At 47.4% G+C, this 22626-nt stretch carries 12 protein-coding genes and 1 tRNA gene; 5 read left to right on the top strand and 8 right to left on the bottom strand.

Annotated elements, in window-relative coordinates; genetic code table 11:
- Position 1 precedes the first annotated feature (1 nt).
- The 6 genes from LZG94_RS18050 to LZG94_RS18025 all read right to left on the bottom strand — a co-directional run bounded on the left by LZG94_RS18050 (position 2) and on the right by LZG94_RS18025 (position 7829).
- Positions 2-1339, bottom strand: coding sequence for a TldD/PmbA family protein (locus LZG94_RS18050; protein ID WP_233793202.1), 1338 nt, complete (start codon positions 1337-1339; stop codon positions 2-4).
- Between the two features lie 11 nt (positions 1340-1350).
- Complete coding sequence (locus LZG94_RS18045) at positions 1351-2988, bottom strand: TldD/PmbA family protein (RefSeq protein WP_233793201.1); 1638 nt, start codon at positions 2986-2988, stop codon at positions 1351-1353.
- Positions 2989-3028: 40 nt separating this feature from the next.
- Positions 3029-4345 carry a TldD/PmbA family protein gene (locus LZG94_RS18040; protein WP_233793200.1) on the bottom strand — a complete coding sequence of 439 codons (1317 nt, stop codon included), beginning with the start codon at positions 4343-4345 and terminating at the stop codon, positions 3029-3031.
- A 147-nt stretch (positions 4346-4492) separates the two neighbouring features.
- Positions 4493-6136, bottom strand: coding sequence for a TldD/PmbA family protein (locus LZG94_RS18035; RefSeq protein WP_233793199.1), 1644 nt, complete (start codon positions 6134-6136; stop codon positions 4493-4495).
- Between the two features lie 132 nt (positions 6137-6268).
- Positions 6269-6622 carry a response regulator gene (locus LZG94_RS18030; RefSeq protein ID WP_233793198.1) on the bottom strand — a complete coding sequence of 118 codons (354 nt, stop codon included), beginning with the start codon at positions 6620-6622 and terminating at the stop codon, positions 6269-6271.
- 217 nt (positions 6623-6839) lie between these two features.
- The gene (locus tag LZG94_RS18025) at positions 6840-7829 is read right to left on the bottom strand and encodes a TIGR03885 family FMN-dependent LLM class oxidoreductase (RefSeq protein WP_233793197.1); all 990 of its coding nucleotides are present in this window, start codon (positions 7827-7829) and stop codon (positions 6840-6842) included.
- A 227-nt stretch (positions 7830-8056) separates the two neighbouring features.
- Between LZG94_RS18025 and LZG94_RS18020 the strand changes: the two genes are divergently transcribed.
- The 5 genes from LZG94_RS18020 (at position 8057) to LZG94_RS18000 (ending at position 19088) form a co-directional block, all read left to right on the top strand.
- Positions 8057-8130: transfer RNA gene (locus tag LZG94_RS18020), tRNA-Asp, on the top strand.
- 76 nt (positions 8131-8206) lie between these two features.
- Positions 8207-12415 (top strand): two-component regulator propeller domain-containing protein, encoded by a 4209-nt coding sequence (locus LZG94_RS18015; RefSeq protein WP_233793196.1) that lies wholly within the window; start codon positions 8207-8209, stop codon positions 12413-12415.
- 198 nt (positions 12416-12613) lie between these two features.
- Positions 12614-15754 carry a TonB-dependent receptor gene (locus LZG94_RS18010; protein ID WP_233793195.1) on the top strand — a complete coding sequence of 1047 codons (3141 nt, stop codon included), beginning with the start codon at positions 12614-12616 and terminating at the stop codon, positions 15752-15754.
- A 16-nt stretch (positions 15755-15770) separates the two neighbouring features.
- Positions 15771-17459: a RagB/SusD family nutrient uptake outer membrane protein gene (locus LZG94_RS18005; RefSeq protein WP_233793194.1), complete on the top strand. Its 1689-nt coding sequence runs from the start codon at positions 15771-15773 to the stop codon at positions 17457-17459.
- Positions 17460-17531: 72 nt separating this feature from the next.
- Positions 17532-19088, top strand: a complete 1557-nt coding sequence (locus tag LZG94_RS18000; RefSeq protein WP_233793193.1) for a glycoside hydrolase family 30 protein — start codon at positions 17532-17534, stop codon at positions 19086-19088.
- 24 nt (positions 19089-19112) lie between these two features.
- Here the strand turns inward: LZG94_RS18000 and LZG94_RS17995 are convergent, their stop codons facing one another.
- Positions 19113-20096 carry a DUF4249 domain-containing protein gene (locus LZG94_RS17995; protein WP_233793192.1) on the bottom strand — a complete coding sequence of 328 codons (984 nt, stop codon included), beginning with the start codon at positions 20094-20096 and terminating at the stop codon, positions 19113-19115.
- A gap of 3 nt (positions 20097-20099) precedes the next feature.
- Positions 20100-22502 (bottom strand): TonB-dependent receptor, encoded by a 2403-nt coding sequence (locus LZG94_RS17990; RefSeq protein ID WP_233793191.1) that lies wholly within the window; start codon positions 22500-22502, stop codon positions 20100-20102.
- Positions 22503-22626: the final 124 nt, after the last annotated feature.

Raw genomic sequence — 22626 nt, 5'->3', positions numbered from 1 at the left:
CTTAAACCGCGTCCGAAAGTGATGAAAATGTAAATTCCCTGATCTTCATAGGTGGTATCAGGTAGTTCCGCTCGGATTCGGTACTCACCACCCGTTCTGCTTTGCCCAGGGTTTCCAGGTTGTTCAGCATGATCACAGGACTTTCATTAAAACGGAAGTTCTTGACCGGATGTTTGATCACCCCGTTTTCAATATAAAAGGTACCGTCGCGGGTAAGTCCTGTCAACAGTAAAGTTTGCGGGTCCACTTCACGAATATACCAGAGCTTTGTAACCAGAATACCTTGCTTCGTCGATTTGATCATTTCCTCCATCGTAGCCGTGCCGCCTTCCATAATTACATTGCTCGGAAAAGGAACGGGCTTTACATTGTTCTTTTGCGCCCAATAGCGCGAATAGACCATATTTTTGACCACTCCCTTCTCGATCCAGTTCATCTTGTTAATAGGTAACCCCTCGCCCGACCACGGTGAACCGGGCAAATCCGGATGCGATGGATCGGAATAGATATTAACCCTTTCGTCGACGATCTTTTCGTTCAGTTTGGTCTTGCCGCCGGGCTTGCTCAGAAACGACCTGCCTTCGTCAGCACTTCTCGCATCGAAATTGAAAAAGATATTCTCCAATAAAACGGCAGCCGCCGTCGGTTCCAGGATTACCGTGTATTTGCCTGGCTCCAAAGCCTTTGCGCCCACCGAGCCTTTCGATTTTTGTACTGCAATTTTAGTCGCAGCAGTTGTGTCCAGCTTTTTTGCATCACTATAACCTCTTGCTACATAACCCGAGCCTGTTCCGTCAGGTGTTCTGACAGTGAGTGAAAAATTGACGCCGGTACTTGGGTAATAGGCAAATAATCCTTTCGAATTCATCATCGCGGAATAACCTTTCTGATTATCCAGGAAACCGGCTGCCGTCAGGTTTTCAGAGCGGGTGATATCGAGGCTGTTACCTACCGCACTGGCCCGGAAATTTGCATTGATCGCGGCGGTTGATTCAAAATACCCCTGACTTTTCTGATAAGTCTGCGGTTCGAGTACACTGATATATTCCGGATTTTCAGGAGCCAGCTGCGCGAGCTCTTCGGATCTTCTCACTACTTTTTGCAGGGATTCGTCGCTGAATTCGTCGATTGTGGCAACCCCAACTTTCTTACCAAATGCGGATTGTACGGATAAATTCTGGTTGATCAGCGAGCCGCTGGTGGACACTTCGTTTCTTGCGTAGCGAATGTTGCCCCTTTCCTCCCCGAGAATATTCACTTCGCATTCATCCGCTTTGGAGTAACTCAGCACTTTTTGCAATAATGCCTTTGCTTCTGATTCCGATAAAATGATTGACATGGCTGAAACGGTTATATTTTTCTGGCAGTATTGATCACATTGACTCCATTGAAACGCGCTGTCGAACTTCCGTGCGAAACCGCGCTGGACTGCGACGGCTGGCCTTTTCCATCAAAGAAAGAGCCTCCCAAACGATAATCCTTTTCATCACAAACCTGCACACAGGAATTCCAGAATTCCTGCGTATTGGACTGATAAGCCACATCTTTCAGCATCCCGACGATTTTACCATCCTTAATTTCGTAAAAAAGCTGACCGCCGAACTGGAAATTATAACGCTGCTGATCGATCGAAAACGATCCGTCACCAATGATATAAATGCCTTTTTTGACATCTTTAATCATTTCATCCACCGACAGTGGCGCTTTTCCGGCTGCGAGCGAAACGTTCGGCATTCTTTGGAATTGGACAGAACTCCAGCTATCTGCATAGCAGCAGCCGTGCGATTCTTTTTCACCAATTATATGCGCCTGATCGCGGATAGCCTGATAATTGACGAGCACGCCATCCTTCACCAGATCCCATTTCTTAGTATTTACACCCTCATCATCCCAACCTACCGCACCCAGTGAACCTACCTGCAATTTGTCGGCGATCAGGTTAACCTGCTTGCTGCCGTATTGGAAGTTTTTGGATTGCCATTTGTCGAGCGTCGCGAAGGAAGTACCTGCAAAATTGGCCTCGTAGCCGAGTACGCGATCCAGTTCCAGCGGGTGACCAACCGATTCGTGAATGGTCAGCCACAAATGTGAGGGATCGAGAATCAAATCATATTTGCCCGCCTCAACCGACTTGGCCGTCAGTTTTTCCTTGGCCTGTTTTGCCGCCGCGGTGGCATCTTCCAGCATATCATAACCCATATTATAACGGGTTGTAATGCCAGTTACTTTGTCGGCTGGGTTGGACTGCAGATAGTCGTAACCCATTCCCATTGGGGAACTTAGCGCATTCCTGGTCTCAAATTTTCCACTTTTCGGGTCAATGCTTGTGATATTGAATATCGGCCAGATCCTGTGGACGTCCTGATCAATATAAGATCCGTCCGTAGACGCAAAATATTTTTGTTCGTTTACTAAAAAAAGCACCGAATTCACATAATTGGCGCCATTTTTCATCGCCGCGTCGTTCACAGACAGCAGCAGATCTACCTTTTCTTTAATAGGTACCTCAAAACCGTTTTTCTTGATGGGCGCTTTCCAGCTTACTTCACCAAAACCCTTCTGCGGAGCGAGCTGAACGGGTTCTTTCATCAGTCTGGAATTGGCTTTCGCGATTGCGACGGCATCTTCGGCCGCTTTTGCCATTTGCGCTTCGTTGTTCACATCCACTACCGCCGCAAAACCCCAGCAACCATTAGCGATCACGCGCACACCTACCCCGTAAGATTCCGTATTGACGATATTCTGGACTTTATCTTCCCGCGTCACCACATATTGATTGAGGTACCGGCCAATGCGGACATCGGCATAAGAAGCGCCTTTCGATTTAGCCGCATTCAGTGCCGCGTCGGCCAGCCTTTTCTTGACAGCCACGTCGGCGCCCGGTTCCAGAAATGCTTCCGGGGATACGTTTCTGCCCATTGCCAGGCCGGGTAACATGAACGCTCCGGTCCCTAACCCAGCCATTTGAATGAAATCTCGTCTTTTCAAGGTATGTATTGTTTGCTAATAGTGACTCATGAATGCAATTCTACACTGCGTCGGACAAGCTTGTAAATGTAAAGTCCCTGATTTTCAGCGGAGGTACGAGGCTTCCACTCGCGCGCACCGGCTTTCCGATCGCCTCTACATTGTTCAGCATAATCACCGGACTTTCATTAAAGCGGAAGTTTTTGACCGGATATTTGATCTGCCCGTTTTCGATATAAAATGTCCCGTCGCGGGTGAGACCGGTATATAGCAAAGTTTGCGGATCCACAGCCCGGATATACCAGAACCGGGTTACCAGAATGCCTTTTTCTGTTCCTTTTATCAAATCCGCAATCGATTCGTTTCCACCTTCGAAAATAAAACCTCCTGCCGGCGGGGTGGCTTTAACACCTTGTTTCTCAGCCCAGAAACGGGAATATGACATATTTTTCACAACTCCTTTGTCAATCCAAACCACCTTTTCCTGCGGCCTTCCGTCGAAGCTGTAAGGTGCGCCAGGAATTTCGGCATTCATTGGGTCAGAGTAAATGGTAATGCGTTCGTCGAAAAGCTTTTCGCCCAGCCGGGTTCCGCCTCCTTTTTTACCTAAAAAACTTCTTCCCTCGTCTGCACTTCGCGCGTCCATACTGCGCATCATATTGAGCAGCAGGTCAGCCGCGGCGGTGGGCTCTAAGATTACCGTGTATTTCCCCGGCTCCAATGCTTTGGTATTGGCAGAGGCCAGCGCTTTCTGCATCGCGATCTCGGTAGCCGCCGAGGTATTTAGTTTGGAAGCATCATTGAAATCGCGGGTTACGTAACCCGACCCTTTTCCATCAGCTGTTCGGACAGTGATTGAAAAGTCTACCGACGTACTTTTGTTGTATCCAAAAAGGCCCTTATTATTTCCTATTGCTGAAAAACCCGCGCTATCTTCCATGTAGCCAGCCGCCGTCAGGTTCTTTTTCACGCATGGATCAATGCTGTTGAATGCGGCCTGGGCGCGGTATTCCGGGTTAATGTCAGCTGTGCTTTGCGCAAATGCTTTGCCTTCTGCATATTGCTGGGCGCCCAGCATCGGCACATATTCAGGATTATCGGGTGCCAGTTTCGCTATCTCCTCGGCACGACGCACCGTTTTTTCCAGCGACGCATCGTCAAACTCGTTGATGGTAGCCGTGCCCGATTTTTTCCCGTAAACAGAAGTCACCGAAAGTGAAAGATCCGAAGTTTCCCCACTCGTAGAAACCGAATTCCTAGCATACCTTATATTCCCCGTCCTATCACCCGACAGCCCGACACTGACCTCGTCAGCCTTCGAAAACGCCAGGACCTTATCTATAATTTTCTTTGCTTCTTCTCTTGATAAAATAGCCATAATTAATAGCGTTGGCAGATTGTAGAAAAAATCAACTTGCTGGGTTCACCCCCAACCCCCTGGGAGGGGGCTTTTGCATTTTCCGTTAGCCCCCTCCCAGGGGGTTGGGGGTACCTTCCTCCTTCCTCCCTTTCCTCCTTCCTCCCTCTATATCTTCCTCCCCGTATTAATCACATTCACCCCGTCAAACCGTGTTGTGGAGCTGCCGTGGGAGACTGCGCTTACCTGGCCGGGTTGTCCTTTTCCGTCGAAAAATGAGCCGAAGGTGCGGTAATCGTCTTTGTCGCAGAGCTGGGTGCAGGAGTTCCAGAATTCCTGGGTATTGGATTGATAAGCGACATCGTCGAGCATTCCGGCGAGTTCGCCATTTTTAATCTCGTAAAAAACCTGACCTCCAAACTGGAAGTTATAACGCTGCTGGTCAATGGAATATGAACCTCTGCCAATGATGTAAATCCCCTTTTCCACACCTTTGATCATATCCATCACACTCCGCTTTTCAGTGCCGGGTTTCAGGGAGATATTCGGCATGCGCTGGAACTGTACCGAAGACCAGTTATCCGCATAGCAGCATCCGTGCGACTCTTTTTCTCCTATTATTTTTGCCTGATCGCGGATCGCCTGGTAATTCACCAGGATACCGTCTTTGATAATATCCCACTCTTTGCAAGGCACACCTTCATCGTCGAAGCCGACCGCGCCAAGCGTGTGCGCCTGCGTTTTATCCGCTACTATATTGACCAGCTTGCTTCCGTAAGCGAAATTTTTCGATTGCCATTTATCCAGCGTTGCAAAGCTTGTCCCGGCGTAATTGGCTTCATAGCCCAGCACACGGTCCAGCTCGGTCGGGTGACCTACCGATTCGTGAATGGTCAGTCCGAGGTGATTTGGGTCTAAAACGAGATCGTATTTGCCAGCCTGTACTGACTTAGCAGTCATTTTTTCCTTTGCCTGTTTCGCTGCGACGATCGCATCTTCCACCATATCGTACGAATTGCGATAGCCCACCAACCCATTTGGCCCGGCGATTTTTTCTGACGCAATTCCGTCGAGGTATTCGTAGCCCATTCCCATCGGCGAGCTGATCGCGTCGCGGGTTTTGAATTTCCCGGCGGCTTTATCTGTCACAGTTACCGTGAAAGTCGGCCAGATCCGGTGAATATCCTGGTCTATAAATGAACCGTCTGAGGAAGCGAAGTACTTTTGCTCGTTGACGAAAAAGAGATTGGAGGTTACGAAACTGGCGCCATTTTCCATCGCTTTCCCATTCACATTCATCAACAGATCGATTTTCTCCCGGCTCGGAATTTCAAAGGCATTTTTGACAATGGGCGTTTTCCACGTTTTGTCCCCTACTCCTTTTTGAAGCGCAAGTTCAACGGGTTCTTTCTGAAATTTAGAATTGGCTTTTGCAATCGCCACGGCCGTTTCGGCGCATTTGGCGATTCCATCAGGGGTAACGTCGCTGGTGGCCGAAAACCCCCAGGTACCATTTGCAATCACGCGGATCCCGATCCCGTACGATTCTGCATTGACGATATTCTGCACCTGCTTTTCACGCGTGAACAGATATTGTTGCAGGTACCTTCCAATCCGAACGTCAGTATAGGAAGCTCCCTTACTTTTCGCCGCATTGAGCGCCACTTCGGTCAGTTTCTTCTTCGCAGCAGCGTCGATCCAGGGTTCAAGGAGTTGCAGTTCATTGATAGAGCTGCCTGTAACCGGTATCTGGGGCAGCATCATAGCGCCGATTCCCATTCCGGACATCTGCATGAAATCTCTTCGTTTCATTTGATAAAGTTCGGCCTTTCCGGGTAAAGATGAAGGATAATTTTGTACAGGAAAGGCTTCACAATGTAATGAATATATTTTTTTGCCAAATGTTGCTTTGGCAATTTTTTATCGGCGAGTAAAAAACGCCGATTATTGCACAGGCTGTATGAAGAGGTGGCGCAGCTCCTGCTCGTCCCAGGGCTTATTGATATATCTGTGAAAGTACCCTTTACTGGCTGCGAGCATAATTTCGTCGGTGTAGGCATTGCCAGTCATCAGCACACGCACACTGGAAGGGTATTTGACCGAGGCTAGCCGGAGAAACTCGAGCCCCGTCATTTCAGGCATTTGATGATCGGCAAACATGACATCAATTTCCTCTTCTTCCAGGATACGAAAACCCTCAACGGTTGAATCGGCAAGAAATATCTGCGCGTCGCGTCGGAATGCCGCCTTGAAGGAATTTAGATTATTAACTTCATGATCGATGTAGAGTATACTCATGGGGCTTTTTAAAGAAGGGGTGACACTGGCGCAAAATTCTCAAAATATCCTTTCCGATAACAAGCATTCAAACCTGTACTAGTAAAAAAATTCAAAAAAAGGATGGATCAGTAGTCTAATTTAAACCCGTTGGATCATATCTTATTTATAGTCAGCTATATAAAAGCCGGTGACTTATTTAACGGTAACGTTAAATGGGTGTCACCGGCCATTCTGCCTACCGGTCAATAGCGGTTCCTGCTAACTTGGGAAGTACATTTTTACCAAAAAACTCAATATACTCTGCTTGGTTGCGGCCCACATTATGTACGAATATTCCATCGAAACCGAGATCGGAAAGGCGCTGTAAATAGTCGATATAAACTTCTGCTTTCTCGGAAATCAGCAGGTGCTCGTCCATATCCGAGGGCTTCATATCGTTGGTAGCATTTTCAAAATCGGCAACCTTGCGGAAATTCGCGCATTTTTCAGGGGCTAGTGTATTAACCCGCCATTGTTCAAAAGCGTTTTGCCGCGCAATATCCATCGTGTCCGCCCAGCTGATATGGACCTGAACATATTTAGGTTTGTCGGCCCCGCCGCCTTCGTTGAAAGCCTGCATGACCTGCTTCAATACATCGACGGACTTGTTAACAGTCACCAATCCGTCCGCCCAGGAGCCCATCCAGTGTGCGGTTTGGGTAGTAAGCGCAGCACCAAATATCTGCGGCGGCGTTTCGGGCAGCGACCATATTTTAGCCTCGTCGGTATAATGGTACCCTTCCTTGCTGGTCACCGTTTCGCCGCGCCACAATGCCCGGATAATATCAGCAGCCTCTTTAATCCGCTCATTTCTTTCTTTTTTATCAGGCCAAACCGGCGATACCACCGTTTCATTCAGCGCCTCGCCACTTCCCAGTGCGATCCACTGAAAACGGTTGGGCGACATCTGTGCCAGTGTAGCCGCTGCGTGTGCCACCACAACGGGATGAAAACGCCAGCCGCCCGGAATACTGAGCGAACCGAATGGAATGCTGTGCGTAGCTTGAAGCGCCGCACCCAGCCACGACCAGCAATGCCCGGAATGTCCCTGTTCGCGGCTCCATGGATTCAAATGGTCGGAACTCATGGCGGCCCGAAAACCGCTTTCCTCGGCCATTTTTGCAAATCGCAGTAATTCAGATGGTGAAAATTGTTCGTGTGAAGCGTGGTATCCTATCTTGGTCATAGCCGGCTGAATTGTTGAATATCGCTGCCGCTCACAAATTTTATGCCGGGTGCCGGTCAATAACCTGGACAGACAGCGAAAAACGCATTCTGACTTCCATCGGGAGCATTTGAATGTCAGCACCTTATAAAAAAGCAGTGAAATTTGGATGAAAAATGCTTGCGAAGGAGAATATTAATACTAGTTTTGCACCACGTTTTTCAGAAAAGCACTGGAAAATAAATTACGGTTTGGTAGTTCAGTTGGTTAGAATACATGCCTGTCACGCATGGGGTCGCGGGTTCGAGTCCCGTCCAGACCGCAAAAGCTCAGAGAAATCTGGGCTTTTGTTGTTTTAATTCACAATTTTTTTTGTTGTGATTAAAAAATTGGAAGATATGTGCGAAAGGATTGGCTTGCGGGGATTTTGGCTATTATGGATGAGAGCGGGCATATTGTTCCTCTTACTGACCTGCCATATCGTTCGCGCAGCCGAAACCGGCCGCATTCTTCGCTATTCGCTCAAAGAAGGTCTTTCTTTCGGAATCGTCAACAGCATTGTACAGGATACCACCGGTCTGATGTGGTTCGGTACCGGCGACGGGCTCAACCGCTTCGACGGAACTTCATTTAAAGTATTCAAACACGACCCGAACGATCCTCAAAGCATTTCGGGCAACTATATCAAAGCCGTTTTCCGCGATCGCGACGGCGGGATCTGGACAACCTCGCGCAATGGTATCAATGAATATCTAGCCGAAAAAGAGGCTTTTCGCCGCCACGCACCCCGACCGGCCAAAAACGGTTTGCCGAGTGACGTCAGTGATATTGCACAGGCGCGCGACGGAAACCTCTGGCTCTCGCTTAATGGCGCAGGAATCGCTCTTTTCAACAAAAAAACGGCACAATTTACCTATTACAATCAAAGTACCCTACCCGATCTCCGGACAAATTCTATATTAAATACCTTCGAAGATTCGCACGGTTTGCTGTGGCTCGGCTCGCGGGAATCGGGCGTTGATGTGTTTCAGGTGGGTAGAAATCGTAGGCTGACAAAAGCCAGAATCGACCTGAGCAGCATTCCCAAAACGCGTATCAACCAGATTTTCGAAGATCATCTTCATAATGTCTGGATCGCATCGGCGAGCGGACTTATCGTTTACACACGCAGCGACGGTAAGTTTTACAACCTGCGCATCCCCAATCTCCGGCAAAGTGAGATTTACCTTTCCCTTCGCGAAAACCGGCAACAGAAATTGTTGGTTGGCGTGCAGGATGGCGGTATTTACAGTATTGACCTGGCAAAGTTTAAAGGTCGCAACCCGGCGGAATTTACATTTGAAAAGGTAGCGAATGCGCAGAATGAGGGCATTACGCAGCGATCGGTTCAGGCTATTTATGTCGACAGGGACGCGAATACCTGGCTCGGCACCTACGGCGAAGGCATTTATCTGATCAGCAGCATTGCGGAGAAATTCAGGAATTTTGAGAAAAAGATCAGGGATTACCGCGCCGAAAGTTACCTGCGATATTACGGAATGTGCGCGGACGAAAATGGTGATCTCTGGCTCGGGAGCGACGGTGACGGCATTTATAAAACCAAAAATACAGGTGAGTTGATCAAACATTATGCGGTCGACGGGAAGCCCGGCAGCCTTACTGACGGAGCGATTATCGCCGCGCTTGGCGACCGGGACAATAACCTCTGGTTCGGCTCCTATTCGAAGGGACTTTTTCTTTATAACCGCGAAACTGACTCTTTCCAGAACTATTCAAACCGGTCCAATGACCCGCAGAGTCTGGGGCGAAATGATGTGCGTGTGATTTTCGAGGATTCGAAAAGAAACATCTGGATCGGTACTAACGGAGGCGGGCTCGCACGTTTTGACCGAAAAACCGAAAAATTCAAGAACTACATTCCGTCCAACAGCAGTATCAATTCAAATGATGTGCGGGCGATTGCGGAAGATCAAAAAGGCAATCTGTGGATCGGTACTTACGGAGGCGGGCTAAATTATCTCGATGTAGCTTCCGGCCAGTTCACTTCTTTTTTCAATGATCCGAAAAAGCCCGATTTCCTGTCAAATCACATTGTTTTTTCCTTATTGTTTGATGCGAAACAAAGGCTCTGGATCGGCTCGGAGGGAAATGGCCTGCTGATGTACGATACCGTGAAGAAAACAACGCGGCGATATCATGAGAAAAACGGTTTACCCAACGACGTGATCAATGCGATCCTGGCTGAAACTCCCGATAAGATATGGCTTAGTACGAATGAAGGTATTTCGAGTATTGACCTCATTCATAACAAGATAAAAAACTACGATCAGAGCAATGGTTTGCAAGCGGGGCAGTTCAATCCCAATTCCGCTTTATATGATCCCAAGACCGGGATCATGTGTTTTGGCGGCACGGAGGGTTGGAGTTTGTTTTACCCAAAACTGATAAAACCTTCCCCCTACCGGCCCAAAGTGATGATCACGGGCTTGCAGCTGTTTGATACCAATGTAGAAGTTGGCGCTGAGATTGACGGAAATACGATCCTGTCACGCAGTCTGGCCGACCAGAATAAGATCGTTTTGCAGCCCAAGCAATCTGTTTTTTCAATCCAATATACTTCCCTGAATTATTCCTTTCCCGAACGCAACAGTTTTGCCTATAAACTGGAAGGTCTGGATGAACGCTGGAACTACGTCGAAAATGAGCGTTCGGCGACTTACCGTTATCTCCCGGCGGGTACTTACCATTTTAAGGTGAAAGCGGCGAATCAGGATGCGATCTGGTTCGAGAATGCGGCTGAACTTGAAATCCACATTCTGCCACCCTGGTACCAGACGTGGTGGGCATATCTGCTGTATATAGGCGCTGTTGTGGCACTTATCTACTCCTACCAGCTTTACAAACTGCGCCAAGCCAAGCTGAAATATGAGATCCAACTCGCGCACATGGAAACGCAAAAGGAAAAAGAGCTGAATGAGAAAAAGCTGCAATTCTTTACCAATATTTCTCACGAGTTCAGAACACCTCTGACGCTGATTATCAACCCCGTGCGGGCACTTTTGAAAGATCAGGGGCGACAGTCCGAAGGGAATTTGGAAATTGTATACCGCAATGCAAAACGGCTGCTGAGCCTGGTAGACCAGCTACTGCTATTCAGAAAAGCGGACTTGAAAGCGGATAAATTGAAACTGGCTACTTACAATCTGCGCGAATTAGCCTTCGAAGTATTTCAATGTTTCATTCACCAAGCTGAGGAAAAGCATATTACGTATGCGTTTTTGTGTAAAAATGAAGAGTTGTTCCTGAACTGCGACCGGGAAAAGCTTGAAATCGCATTGTTCAATCTGGTTTCGAATGCACTGAAATTTACTCCTCAAAATGGAAAAGTGAGTTTGGAACTGACTGATAATGAGGATGAAGTTCAGATTTTGGTAAAAGACTCGGGGCCGGGTATTCCGCCGGAAGCTAGTGAACAGATCTTCAAGGTATTCCACCAGTTCAAAAGCGGCCGCTCCGCTTCGAAAGGCGGATTCGGCATTGGTCTTTTCCTGACTAAAACGTTCATAGAGAGCCATTTCGGTGAACTGACCTACGAATCTGTTCTGGATAAAGGGACTGTTTTTAATATTAAACTACCCAAAAATCACCCGCTGCTGGTACCCGAATTTGAACCCGAAGGTGTAGCCGCCGGAAGCTCGGTATTCCTGGAAGAACTCTCGGGCAACTATACGGTTCCCGCGCCGGCTGTGAAATCCCGGCAGCAAATCGTGGTCGACGAACTGAGTTCGGGTGAAAAAACGATGCTGATCGTGGACGACGACGCAGATATCCGGCAATATATAGGTCAGATTTTCAAGGATAAATTTAAACTTTTGCAGGCAGATAACGCAGAAGAAGGCATTGTGCTTGCGCGGAAGCATATTCCCGATATTATCATTTGCGATGTAATGATGAGCGGAATGAGCGGCATCGAAATGTGCCGCCTGATCAAATCCGACCTGTCGGTAAGCCACATTCCGGTGATATTGCTCACGGCGAGTACGTCCCAGCAGGTGCGGCTGCAAGGCATTGAAGGCGGCGCGGACGATTATATCAGCAAACCGTTCGACCAGGAATTACTGGTTGCCCGCGTGACCGCTATCCTCAAAAATCGAAACGATCTGCAACGTTACTTTTACAACGAGATCACTTTGCAGGCCAACGATTTCAAAATTTCTTCCGAATACAAGGATTTCCTTAAAAACTGCATTCAAATTGTGGAGAGCCACCTGACCGACCCGGGCTTTACAATCAAGGTACTGGCGGCCGAGATAGGGATGAGCCACTCGACGCTGTACAACCGGATCAAATCCATCTCGGGGCAGTCGACCAACAGCTTTATCCGTTTCATACGCCTCCGTCGCGCGGCGCAGATCCTGATCACCACCGACATCACAATTTCGGAAGTTGCGTACCAGGTCGGGATCAATGATATCAAGTATTTCAGGGAGAATTTTTATAAACTTTTCGGAATGAAGCCTTCGGAATATGTCAAAAAATTCCGCCGCCCGTTCCACGAGAATTTCCAGGTAGACAAAGGGATTTTTCAGAACAAATTGGACAATTAGTTTACACCATAATAATATTCCATAATAAAAGGGCGCGATTCTTACCGGATCTCGCCCTTTTTATTGAATTACCCCCTTTTTAATGTGAGAATGTCCCCCGTCCCAAGCATTCAAATAATCCTACTTTTGATTGTTCGATTTATAAAAGTCGGCCGCTTGATTTAAGACCCAATTATTATCATTTTCAACCATTTCTGTATGAAAAAAACTTTTCATCAAAGGTCCGTTTTTCACGAGCTGCGCATTTCGAAAGTTGCAGCGGTGTGGAAAAACGGATTTTTCGCATTCCTGTTCGTGACGCTTTCCTCTTTGAGTTTCGGTCAGTCTTTTAATGTTAAAGGGACCGTTACCGCCGAAAACGGGGAGAGTTTGCCGGGTGCCAGTGTCATATTGAAAGGCACTTCCACGGGAACCACCACCGATGTTGACGGTAAATATTCGCTCGACGTGGCCGACGCCAGCGGAACACTTGTATACACGTACATTGGTTACGTGGCGCAGGAAATTCCGATCGCAAACAAAAGCCAGATCGATGTGAAACTGCTGAACAATGACAAAACGCTCGACGAGATCGTGGTTGTTGGTTATGGTACTCAAAAGAAAGCGACTTTAACCGGTTCTGTTTCAGAGGTTAAAGGAGCTGATATTGTAAAAAGTCCGCAGCCTAACCTTTCCAACTCGCTGGCTGGCCGGTTTTCCGGTTTTGTAGCCAACAACCGGGGCGGTGAGCCGGGTTATGATGGTTCCAGCTACACGATCCGCGGCTTTGCTTCGACGGGTAATAACGACGTTTTGATCGTTGTGGACGGCATTCCTGGCCAGGTTGGCGGATTGGAACGTCTTGATCCTAACGATATTGAGAGCATTTCAATCCTGAAAGACGCTTCTGCGGCAGTTTACGGTAGCCGCGCTGCGAACGGGGTAATTCTGGTAACAACTAAAAGAGGTACTACTGGAAAGCCGGTGATCTCATATAGTTTCAACCAGGGTTTTTCATCCCCTACCCGCCTGCCCAAATTGGCCGATTCGCCTACTTATGCGACGATTTTGAACGAGATCGATTACTATAACAACCCTGCGGGCGGTATGAACCAGTTTTATACAGCCGAGGAAATCGAGAAATTCAGAAACGGTTCTGATCCTTTAAATTATCCTAATACGGATTGGCAGCGCGAGACTTTGAAAAATTTCGCTCCGCAAAACCAGCATAATCTGGGTATTAATGGTGGTACTGATAATGTAAAATACTACGTTTCGCTGGGTACGATCTACCAGGATGCATTGTATAAAAACGGCGCTACCAAGTACAAGCAGTACAATTTCCGCTCGAATATCGACGCAAATGTTACCAAAGATTTCAAAGTAAGCCTTTCATTATCAGGTCGCCAGGAAAACCGGCAGTTCCCGGTTTCTTCGGCAGGCAACACATTCCGCTCCATTTACCGCGCCTACCCGACCGTGATCGCGAGATATCCAAACGGATATTATTCGACCGGGGTTGAAAACAGTAATCCAGTGGTTTTGGGAACGGATATGGGCGGTACTACCAGCAACCCGACTTCTGTTTTCAACGGAATTGTGCGGGCTAGTTACAATATGCCTTTTGTAGAAGGTTTGTCTGTGGACGGTTTCTATTCGGCTGATAAGTCTTTCAATTTTACTAAGACTTTTGCCATTCCGTACACGCTTTACAACTACGACGGCGCAAATGATGTCTATAGCCGCGTAGTTACCGGTGGTTCAGCAGGAGCGGCTTCGCTTAATCAGACCCAGGTCAATATCACCAACATTACGCAGAATATCCGGTTGAGCTACCTGCGCAGTTTTGGCAAGCATAATGTGAATACGTTCGTCGCTTACGAGCAGAACAAGCGCAACGAAATCACTTTCGGCGCGTCGCGGATCAACTTCCCGACAGCTTCTACACCCGAACTTTCACAGGGAGGTGCGGCTGCAACGGACAGGAACAACTCCGGAAAGAGCTACAACTTCACCAGAAAAAGCTTTATCGGCCGGCTTGCCTATGATTTCGACGAAAAATACCTGGCCGAAGTACAGGCACGGATCGACGGATCTTCTGTATTCCCGAAAGGCAAGCAATTTGGTTTCTTCCCTTCTGTTTCAGCGGGTTACCGTATTTCACAGGAAGACTGGTTTAAAAGCAGCGTCGGCTTTATCGATGATCTGAAAATCCGCGCTTCTTATGGTTCGCTGGGTAATGATAATGTGGGTCAATTCCAGTATTATAATAATTACTCATTTGTAAACCAATATGTTACGGGCGCAAATGTGATCACGCCAGGTATCGACCTGACCAAATTGGCGAACCCGAACATCACCTGGGAAACTTCCCGGAAAATGGATATTGGTTTGAATGCAGTGTTCTTGAAAAACTTCAACCTGGAAGTGATCTATTTCAGTCAGAAAAGATCGGATATCCTTGCAGCCAGAAACGCTTCTATCCCAAATACTTCTGGTATTGTAAACCCGCATAAAACGGATGACAATACACCTTTGGTGCCGGACGAAAACCTTGGAAAAGTGAATAGCAACGGTTTTGAAGCAACACTGGGTTATAATCATGCAGGAACATTCAGATACAACATTTCGGGTAATGTTACTTATGCCAAAAGCAAGGTAGTGTTTATCGACGAAGCACCGGGCGTACTTGATTATCAGCGTCAAACAGGCGGCGCATTGTACCGCGACTTGTATTACCGGACACTCGGAATTTTCCGCAGCCAGGCTGATCTTGACAAATATCCCCACCTGAAAGACGCGCAGCTCGGTGACCTGATCCTGGAAGATTACAATCAGGACGGAGCGATCACGGCCGATGACCAGATACGTTCAGATTATGGAAATGTCCCTTTGCTGACTTATGGTGTTGTATTCAACGCCGGCTACAAAGCATTTGATCTTGCTGTGGTGTTTGCCGGACAAGGTATGGTGAGCCAATATGTATTGCCGGAATCTGGCCAGGTCGGAAACTTTTACAGCAGCTGGGCTGACAACCGGTGGAGCCCGACCAATCCTGAAGGAAGCTTTCCAAGAGTGGATACACGCTCGTCTTCCTCAGTGAACGGCGGTCTTTACAAAAACGACTTCTGGCTGAACAATGCTTCTTTTCTGCGGTTGAAAAACGTTGAATTTGGTTATACGCTTCCGAAAGAGACTTTATCCAAATTCAAAATTTCAACGTTGCGCGTTTATGCGAGCGCTTTCAACCTGTTTACAATCACTGGCGTGAAGGATTATGATCCCGAAGGAAACAACCAGAGCGGACAATTTTATCCGCAACAAAGAATCCTGAACCTGGGCGTGAACATTAAGTTTTAATTGTAAAATATTGAATATGAAACGAATAAAAAATATAACCACGCTCGCCGTCGCAGCATTGATGGTCTCGATGGGATCGGTATTGACGAGCTGCCAGGAGAATTTCCTGGACGTGGTACCTACCGACCGGGTTTCGGATGCGTCGATATTGTCAGATTCAGTGCTTTTTGAATCCTACATCCTGAACCGGTATATGGGAACGCGGCTAACCGACAAAGAAGCCGAAGGTACCAACCCGGGTTTTGGCCGCGGATTTGAATACGCCATGTGGTCGTCACTTACCGACGAGTCGATTTATAACAATGACGATAATACATGGCTTATCCAGCGGGGGCAGATCGCTCCTGAGAATACGGGTATTGCGGGTACTTTCTGGGGAAGAAGTTACAGGAGCATTCGCGAGATCAATTATGCATTGGCGAATGTAGATAAGGTGCCGATGAGTGAGGGTAAAAAGAGCAGGCTGAGAGGCGAAATGCAGTTTATCCGCGCATTCCGCTACCATGATCTGATCAGGAATTATGGTAAAGTGGTTTTGTTGGGAGATAAAGTTTACGAGATCAGCGACGATCTTACTGCCGACGAACTTTTTCAGCGCTCGGACATTAAAACGGCAATTGATTACGCCGTAGCCCAGCTGGACGAAGCGGCTGCATTGCTTCCGGCTTCCAATGACAATAACTGGAAATTGGGCAGAGCTACGAAAGGTGCAGCAATGGCTTTAAAAGCGAGGTTACTGCTTTACGGGGCTAGCCCATTGTACAATGCAGCTACCTGGCAGCAGGCGGCGGCGGCAGCAAAATCGGTGATGGATCTGAACAAATACACCCTTTACACGGGTGGTTACCGTAATTTGTTCCTGACAAATGACAATCCTGAGATCATTTTCAGCCGGATTTATGCCCAGGGAGCACGCCACGTGACTTTGGAAATTGCGAACGGCCCGAATAGCTACAATGCGTGGGGCGGCAATGTGCCTGTCCAAAATCTGGTCGATGACTATGAAATGATGGACGGTACCAAGATCACGGAGACCGGAACGAGCTATGATCCTACCCAGCCTTACAAAAACAGGGACCCACGGTTTTACGAAACGATCCTGTACAATGGCGCACCTTACCGTGGCAGCACGATCGAAACTTTTACGCCTGGTGGCAAGGATAGCAAAGACGGTCCTTCCAACTGGAATACCTCGAAGACGGGCTATTACCTGAAAAAATTCATGAACGACGCGCTGCCGATCGATAATCCGTGGGATATTGCCGGAACGCAAACGTGGATCTATTTCAGATATGCGGAGATTTTGCTAAGTTACGCAGAGGCTCAGAATGAGGCTGTCGGCCCCGATGCATCGGTTTATGCGGCTATAAATGCAGTCCGTCAGCGTACCGGCGTAGCGATGCCAGCGTTGAAAACAGGATTGACACAGGCCCAAATGCGTGAAAAAATAAGAAACGAAAGACGCATTGAACTTGCATTTGAAGAGCACCGCTATTACGATGTACGGAGGTGGAAAATCGCCGATAGAACCGAGAATGTACCCGCCTACGGTATTGAGATCGGGAAGGCCGGCAATGCATTTACCTATACCAAAAAAGAAGCGCTGACCGGTAAGAGCTTTGCCGAAAAGCAATACTGGCTGCCGATCCCACGGGCGGAAATCCAGGCTTCGAACAATAAGCTGGAACAAAATCCAGGATATTAATTCTTTCAAAGCCGCCTTTTCTAACCGGAGAGGCGGCTTTTTTATTTTACCTAAATACCAAAACGGATAGCGATGCATAAATATCGTAAGCTACTTTCTTCTCTCAGTCTTCTCTCCTCTTTGTCCGCCTGCGCAGGCAGCGAGCCCGCCACCCAAAATGTGCCGGATACGCGTGCGGCTATAAAAATTACAATCGATCCTTCGAAAACATACCAAACCATTTCACATTTCGGCGCGTCTGACGCGTGGTCTGCGCAGTTCGTCGGTAAATGGCCGGATGCAAAGAAAAATGGTATTGCCGATCTGCTTTTCAGTCAGGATACACTGGCTGACGGGCGGTTGAAAGGGATCGGACTTTCGATGTGGCGCTTTAATATCGGCGCGGGAACTGCCGAGCAAGGCGAAAATAGCGGTATCAAAGACGAATGGCGGCGTGCGGAATCATTTCTGAATAGTGACGGCACCTATAACTGGGAGAAACAATCGGGGCAAGTCTGGTTTCTGAATGCGGCCAAAACGCGTGGTGTCAGTAGCTTTCTTGCGTTTCCTAACAGTCCGCCGGTTCAGTTTACGAACAATAAAAAAGGCTATGCGGATCATGGAAAGTCGAACCTTTCTGCCGGAAAATATGAGCAGTTTGCCGGGTTCATGTCGGACGTAGTTGCCGGGATTCAGAAGAAAACGGGCATTCTGTTCGATTATATCAGTCCTGTTAACGAGCCGCAATGGGATTGGAGCGACGGCGGCCAGGAAGGTACGCCGTTTTATAACAATGAAATCGCGGGTATTACCAGGTCGCTCAGCAAGGCGCTTTTAAGCAAAAACCTTTCAACCAAAATCAACATCGCCGAAGCCGGGCAGATCGACTATTTATATTCTCAAAGTAACAAACCGGGGCGCGGAGATCAGATTAAGGCTTTTTTTGATAAAAGCTCAGCGGAGTATGTGGGTAACCTATCCAATGTAATTCCTGTAATTTCGGGTCACAGCTATTTTACCACTTCTACTTACAAAAACGCGGTACTTAAGAGGCAGCAGGTTTCGGCTGCATTGAAAACTGTTCCCGGCCTGCAATACTGGATGTCGGAGTATTGTATTTTGGGAGATAATGAGGGTGAGATCAAGGGCGGAGGTAAAGATCTGGGCATTGATCCCGGACTTTATATTGCCAAAGTGATTCATAATGACCTCGTTAATGCCAATGCAACTGCCTGGCACTGGTGGATTGCGATCTCGCCTTACGATTACAAGGACGGGTTAATTTATATTGATAAAAACAAGAATGACGGTGAATACAAATCATCCAAAATGCTTTGGGCACTAGGCAATTACAGCCAGTTTATCCGTCCAGGCGCAATGCGGGTCGATGTTTCCGGTATTTCTGAAAATGAAAAGTTGCTGATTTCTTCTTATAAAAACGCGGACAACAAACTGGTAACCGTGATCATCAACTCTGACTCGGCTCCCGCCGAAATTGAACTAAACATCTCCCGAAACGAGCCTACGAAACGCAAAACCTACACTACCTCCGCCTCCGCTGACCTGCAACCCGGCAGTAAGCCGGGTAGCGGATCAGCTGTCACAGTTCCTGCGCGGAGCGTGGTTACGGTTGTCGATTTGGTCAAGTAGTTGTCAGGGAAGGCGGGTTGGACTTTACTCTGGGTCTTTAATTTTGATTTGTGCAGCATTATAAGCGCCGAAGCAGCCTAACCCGCCTTTTACATTTGTGTAGACCAGTGTAGGCTCCGCAAAAGGGTTATCCGAACTATTCCTGATTTCCAGCGAGCGTTGATATTTATAGTAATTGATATCAATATTCAATACGCTCATCAGCACCTGCTTGATTTTGGTATTGGGGTAAACTATAACCTTCGTTCCGTCCTTATTTTTTTGTTCACTTTGCTGCGGTAAATCAACTTTTCCGACCGGCGAGTTAAGTATTGCGCCATCCAACTGGTTGTCACTCAAAATTTCATTTTTCTCCGTTCGCCACCTCCAATTGAATTTATGTTGTACGACAATCCTTTTCTCAACAAATACCTCACTTGATTTTGGTGCCGCAACGTTGTAGTCAAAATCAATAAGCGCATGCACTTTGTAATAGTTGGTGTCTGAGGGAATATCCTGCCAGGCTATATTCAAAGTAATGGCTGAGTCCTTATTAAGGGGGTCGATATTTTGATATATAGAGCTAAAAATCAGCAATGTGTCAAATGCATACGATTTAATGACCGGTACTTTGCCCGGAACAACGCATTCGGCGGATACATTTCGCTTGCCATCCGAAACAGTAAGTACATATTTCTTCGAAGCTACAATAGGAAACTTGGACTGTGGGAGACTGTATATTTTGTTTGCCGAATCGTATGGAATCTGCATTTCATTGATCCCGTCGGAAAGGAGCACCTTTGCATTATCCAGACTTTTTTCAACCGCCTCTGAACCGTTGAACATCGGTGCTGATTCGGAGACTATTACATTAATAAATGGCAGCTGCGGCGAAATGATTGAGTTTACCACCAGCTTTGATTCAATCTGCGGAAGCTTCAACGGCGGAATGTCGGTTACCAGCGACTCGCAGGATGCCAGACAAATGGATAGCAGAACAATGCTGAAAATCGATTTTAGTGTGTTCATGGCTTAGAATTTAAAGTTATAACTTACAGAAGGAATGACCGGAAACAGCGAATACTTATTGAGGTAAGTTTTCCGCTCTCCGCCTGGCAGCAGATCCTGTGAAATGTCGTAGAAAAAGACGTTTTTCCGATTGTAGACATTGTATACGCTGATCTCCCAGGTGCGTTCATAGCGCCTTTTCTTTTTGTGAAACTGTACTGCAAGATCCATCCGGTGAAATGCTTCTGCCCGAAAGTCATTCTTCCCTTTATATTCCGTAACCCGGTAGCCGCCTTTTGTGCTGTTCAGGAAATGTTCATCGGGATTGTAGCTGCTGAAAAAGCTATTATCGATAGCATCATAAGTGGCAGCGGGGATCGTAAGTGCATTTCCGGTCCCGTAAACCCAGTTCGCAGACAGCGACACACGCTTATTAAATTCATAAATACCTACAAGGGATAGATCGTGGCGGCGATCATACCTGGGATGAAATATTTGCCCGTTATTCAGCTCAGGAAATTTCCAGTAGATCCACGAAAGCGTGTAGCCGATCCAACCTGAGAGTTTTCCTCTCTTTTTCTGCAAAAGAAATTCTGATCCATAAGACCAGCCGTTTCCCACCGTGACATTATCCTGCCACCTGACATCATTGGCATTTTCCCCGCTGATCCCCAGGAAAGTCGCGCCTTCCTTATAGCTGAGGATGTTGTCCATATTTTTGTAGAAACCCTCTAATGTAAACGTGAGCCCGCGGCTCGGCAGATCTTTGGCAAATCCGAAGGCGATTTGACTTGACTGCTGCGGAGCGATCTGATCCGTGCTGGTCACCCACAAATCGGTGGGAAGCCCCATTCCGGTATTTGAAAGCAAGTGAACGTATTGGTTCATTCTGGCATACGAAACCTTGGCTGAGAAGTCAGGCGCCAGTTTCAAAGCCGCTGAAAAGCGTGGCTCGGGATTGATATAACTTTTCTTCTCCGATTGAAAATGGCTTAGCCGAAAACCGAGATCCATTTTCAATGCATCAAAAGGCTGCCAGGTATCTTCTACATAAACTGCCGATTCCAGCGAACGAACTGGTTTTTCAACGGGATTTATTGCTTGCTCACTGTTAAAACCTTCTATCGCAATGGCGGAGGGAACAGATCTATGCAATGTGGCCTGCCCACCGAATTTGATCGAATGGGAAGCTGTCGGGTAGTAGTCGAAATCAACTTTTAAACTAAAATCCCTGATGTGTGAATCGTAGCGCATGTTCGATTCCGTCGGTTTCTGCTCTTTATCGAAAGATTCCTTCGTGTAGCTTGTTGTCGCGAAATTGAAATTCGTAAAGACGAGGGAAGTATTCACAAATAGCTTCGAATTTAGAATATGGTTCCAGCGCATTGTGGCGGTTGCATTGCCCCAATCCAGACCCGCTCTCATCTGAAAATCGTCACGCTTTTCTTTGATGTAAAATTTATCCTGTCCAAGGTACCCGCTCAGATACAGCTTGTCTTTTGGACCCAGATCGTAGTTAATCTTGGCATTCAGATCGTAGAAATAATAGCCGGGCCGCACTTTGCTTTGCCCGGGTTTCTGCGGCTTTCCGAGAAAAGGTGCAGCGAGTACATCTATATAAGTCCTCCTTCCTGAAATCAAAAAAGACGATTTGCCTTTGGACAAAGGTCCTTCCAACGTGAATCTCGAAGCAATTAGTCCTATTCCACCTTCTCCGTGCATTTTATCCTTACTTCCCTCCTTCATATTCAATTCCACGACAGAAGAAAGCCGGCCGCCATAACGTGCGGGAAAGCCGCCTTTGGTCAGCTCGACATTCCTGATCGCGTCGCTGTTGAATACGGAGAAAAAGCCAAAAAGGTGACTCGCGTTGTATACGACGGCGTCATCGAGGATAATCAGATTCTGATCAGGTCCGCCTCCCCGAACATACAGCCCGGTCTGCCCCTCCGAACCCTTTTGAACGCCCGGCATGAGTTGTAGTCCTTTTATTACATCCTTTTCACCGAAAAGCGCGGGCATTTTTTTGATCTGTTCAATAGGGATTTCGAGGCTACTCATTTGTACGGACCCGCTCACATTTTCTTCCTGCCTGCGGGCGGAAACAATTACTTCTTCTAATTGTCGGACGGAGGGTAAGAGGATATTCAATTGGGTGTTGTTCCGCGCGCTGACGGTTTGTTGAATTGTTTCATAACCCACGAGCGAGCAGGAAATGGTTACCGAATCGGCAGCGGGCAAGGTTAGCGAGTAGAAACCGTAGTTGTTGGTCGCTATACCTGTTGAAGTACCTGGAATGTAAACGTTTACACCGGCAAGTAACTCCTGGCTTCCCTTTTCCTTAACTACTCCGCTTATTGTTATACGTTGCTGCCCGGAAACTGAAAATGGGATCAGGCAGCACAAAATAATGGCTATTAATTTCATGGCTTTCTTGTATTAGCGCATCAGCAGGACACAATTTTCCAACCTCAGACAAGTCGGAGTCAACTAGATCCGGTCGTCCGAATGGAATAAGTAATCCCGCTGGATGCGACGGTGAATGATAAGG

It is taken from the genome of Dyadobacter sp. CY343, from assembly GCF_021390335.1.
In the GTDB taxonomy this organism is placed as follows: domain Bacteria; phylum Bacteroidota; class Bacteroidia; order Cytophagales; family Spirosomataceae; genus Dyadobacter.
The sequence above is the reverse complement of the archived record's forward strand: the minus strand, read 5'-3'. Positions and strand labels throughout refer to the sequence as shown.

What these genes read in the sequence shown, in the direction of transcription:
- LZG94_RS18010 (WP_233793195.1), top strand. Translation starts at nt 12,614, where the DNA reads ATGAAAAAAACTTTTCATCAAAGGTCCGTTTTTCACGAGCTGCGCATT.
- LZG94_RS18035 (WP_233793199.1), bottom strand. Translation starts at nt 6,136, where the DNA reads ATGAAACGAAGAGATTTCATGCAGATGTCCGGAATGGGAATCGGCGCT.
- LZG94_RS18005 (WP_233793194.1), top strand. Translation starts at nt 15,771, where the DNA reads ATGAAACGAATAAAAAATATAACCACGCTCGCCGTCGCAGCATTGATG.
- LZG94_RS18050 (WP_233793202.1), bottom strand. Translation starts at nt 1,339, where the DNA reads ATGTCAATCATTTTATCGGAATCAGAAGCAAAGGCATTATTGCAAAAA.
- LZG94_RS17990 (WP_233793191.1), bottom strand. Translation starts at nt 22,502, where the DNA reads ATGAAATTAATAGCCATTATTTTGTGCTGCCTGATCCCATTTTCAGTT.
- LZG94_RS18015 (WP_233793196.1), top strand. Translation starts at nt 8,207, where the DNA reads ATGTGCGAAAGGATTGGCTTGCGGGGATTTTGGCTATTATGGATGAGA.
- LZG94_RS18030 (WP_233793198.1), bottom strand. Translation starts at nt 6,622, where the DNA reads ATGAGTATACTCTACATCGATCATGAAGTTAATAATCTAAATTCCTTC.
- LZG94_RS18000 (WP_233793193.1), top strand. Translation starts at nt 17,532, where the DNA reads ATGCATAAATATCGTAAGCTACTTTCTTCTCTCAGTCTTCTCTCCTCT.
- LZG94_RS18040 (WP_233793200.1), bottom strand. Translation starts at nt 4,345, where the DNA reads ATGGCTATTTTATCAAGAGAAGAAGCAAAGAAAATTATAGATAAGGTC.
- LZG94_RS17995 (WP_233793192.1), bottom strand. Translation starts at nt 20,096, where the DNA reads ATGAACACACTAAAATCGATTTTCAGCATTGTTCTGCTATCCATTTGT.
- LZG94_RS18025 (WP_233793197.1), bottom strand. Translation starts at nt 7,829, where the DNA reads ATGACCAAGATAGGATACCACGCTTCACACGAACAATTTTCACCATCT.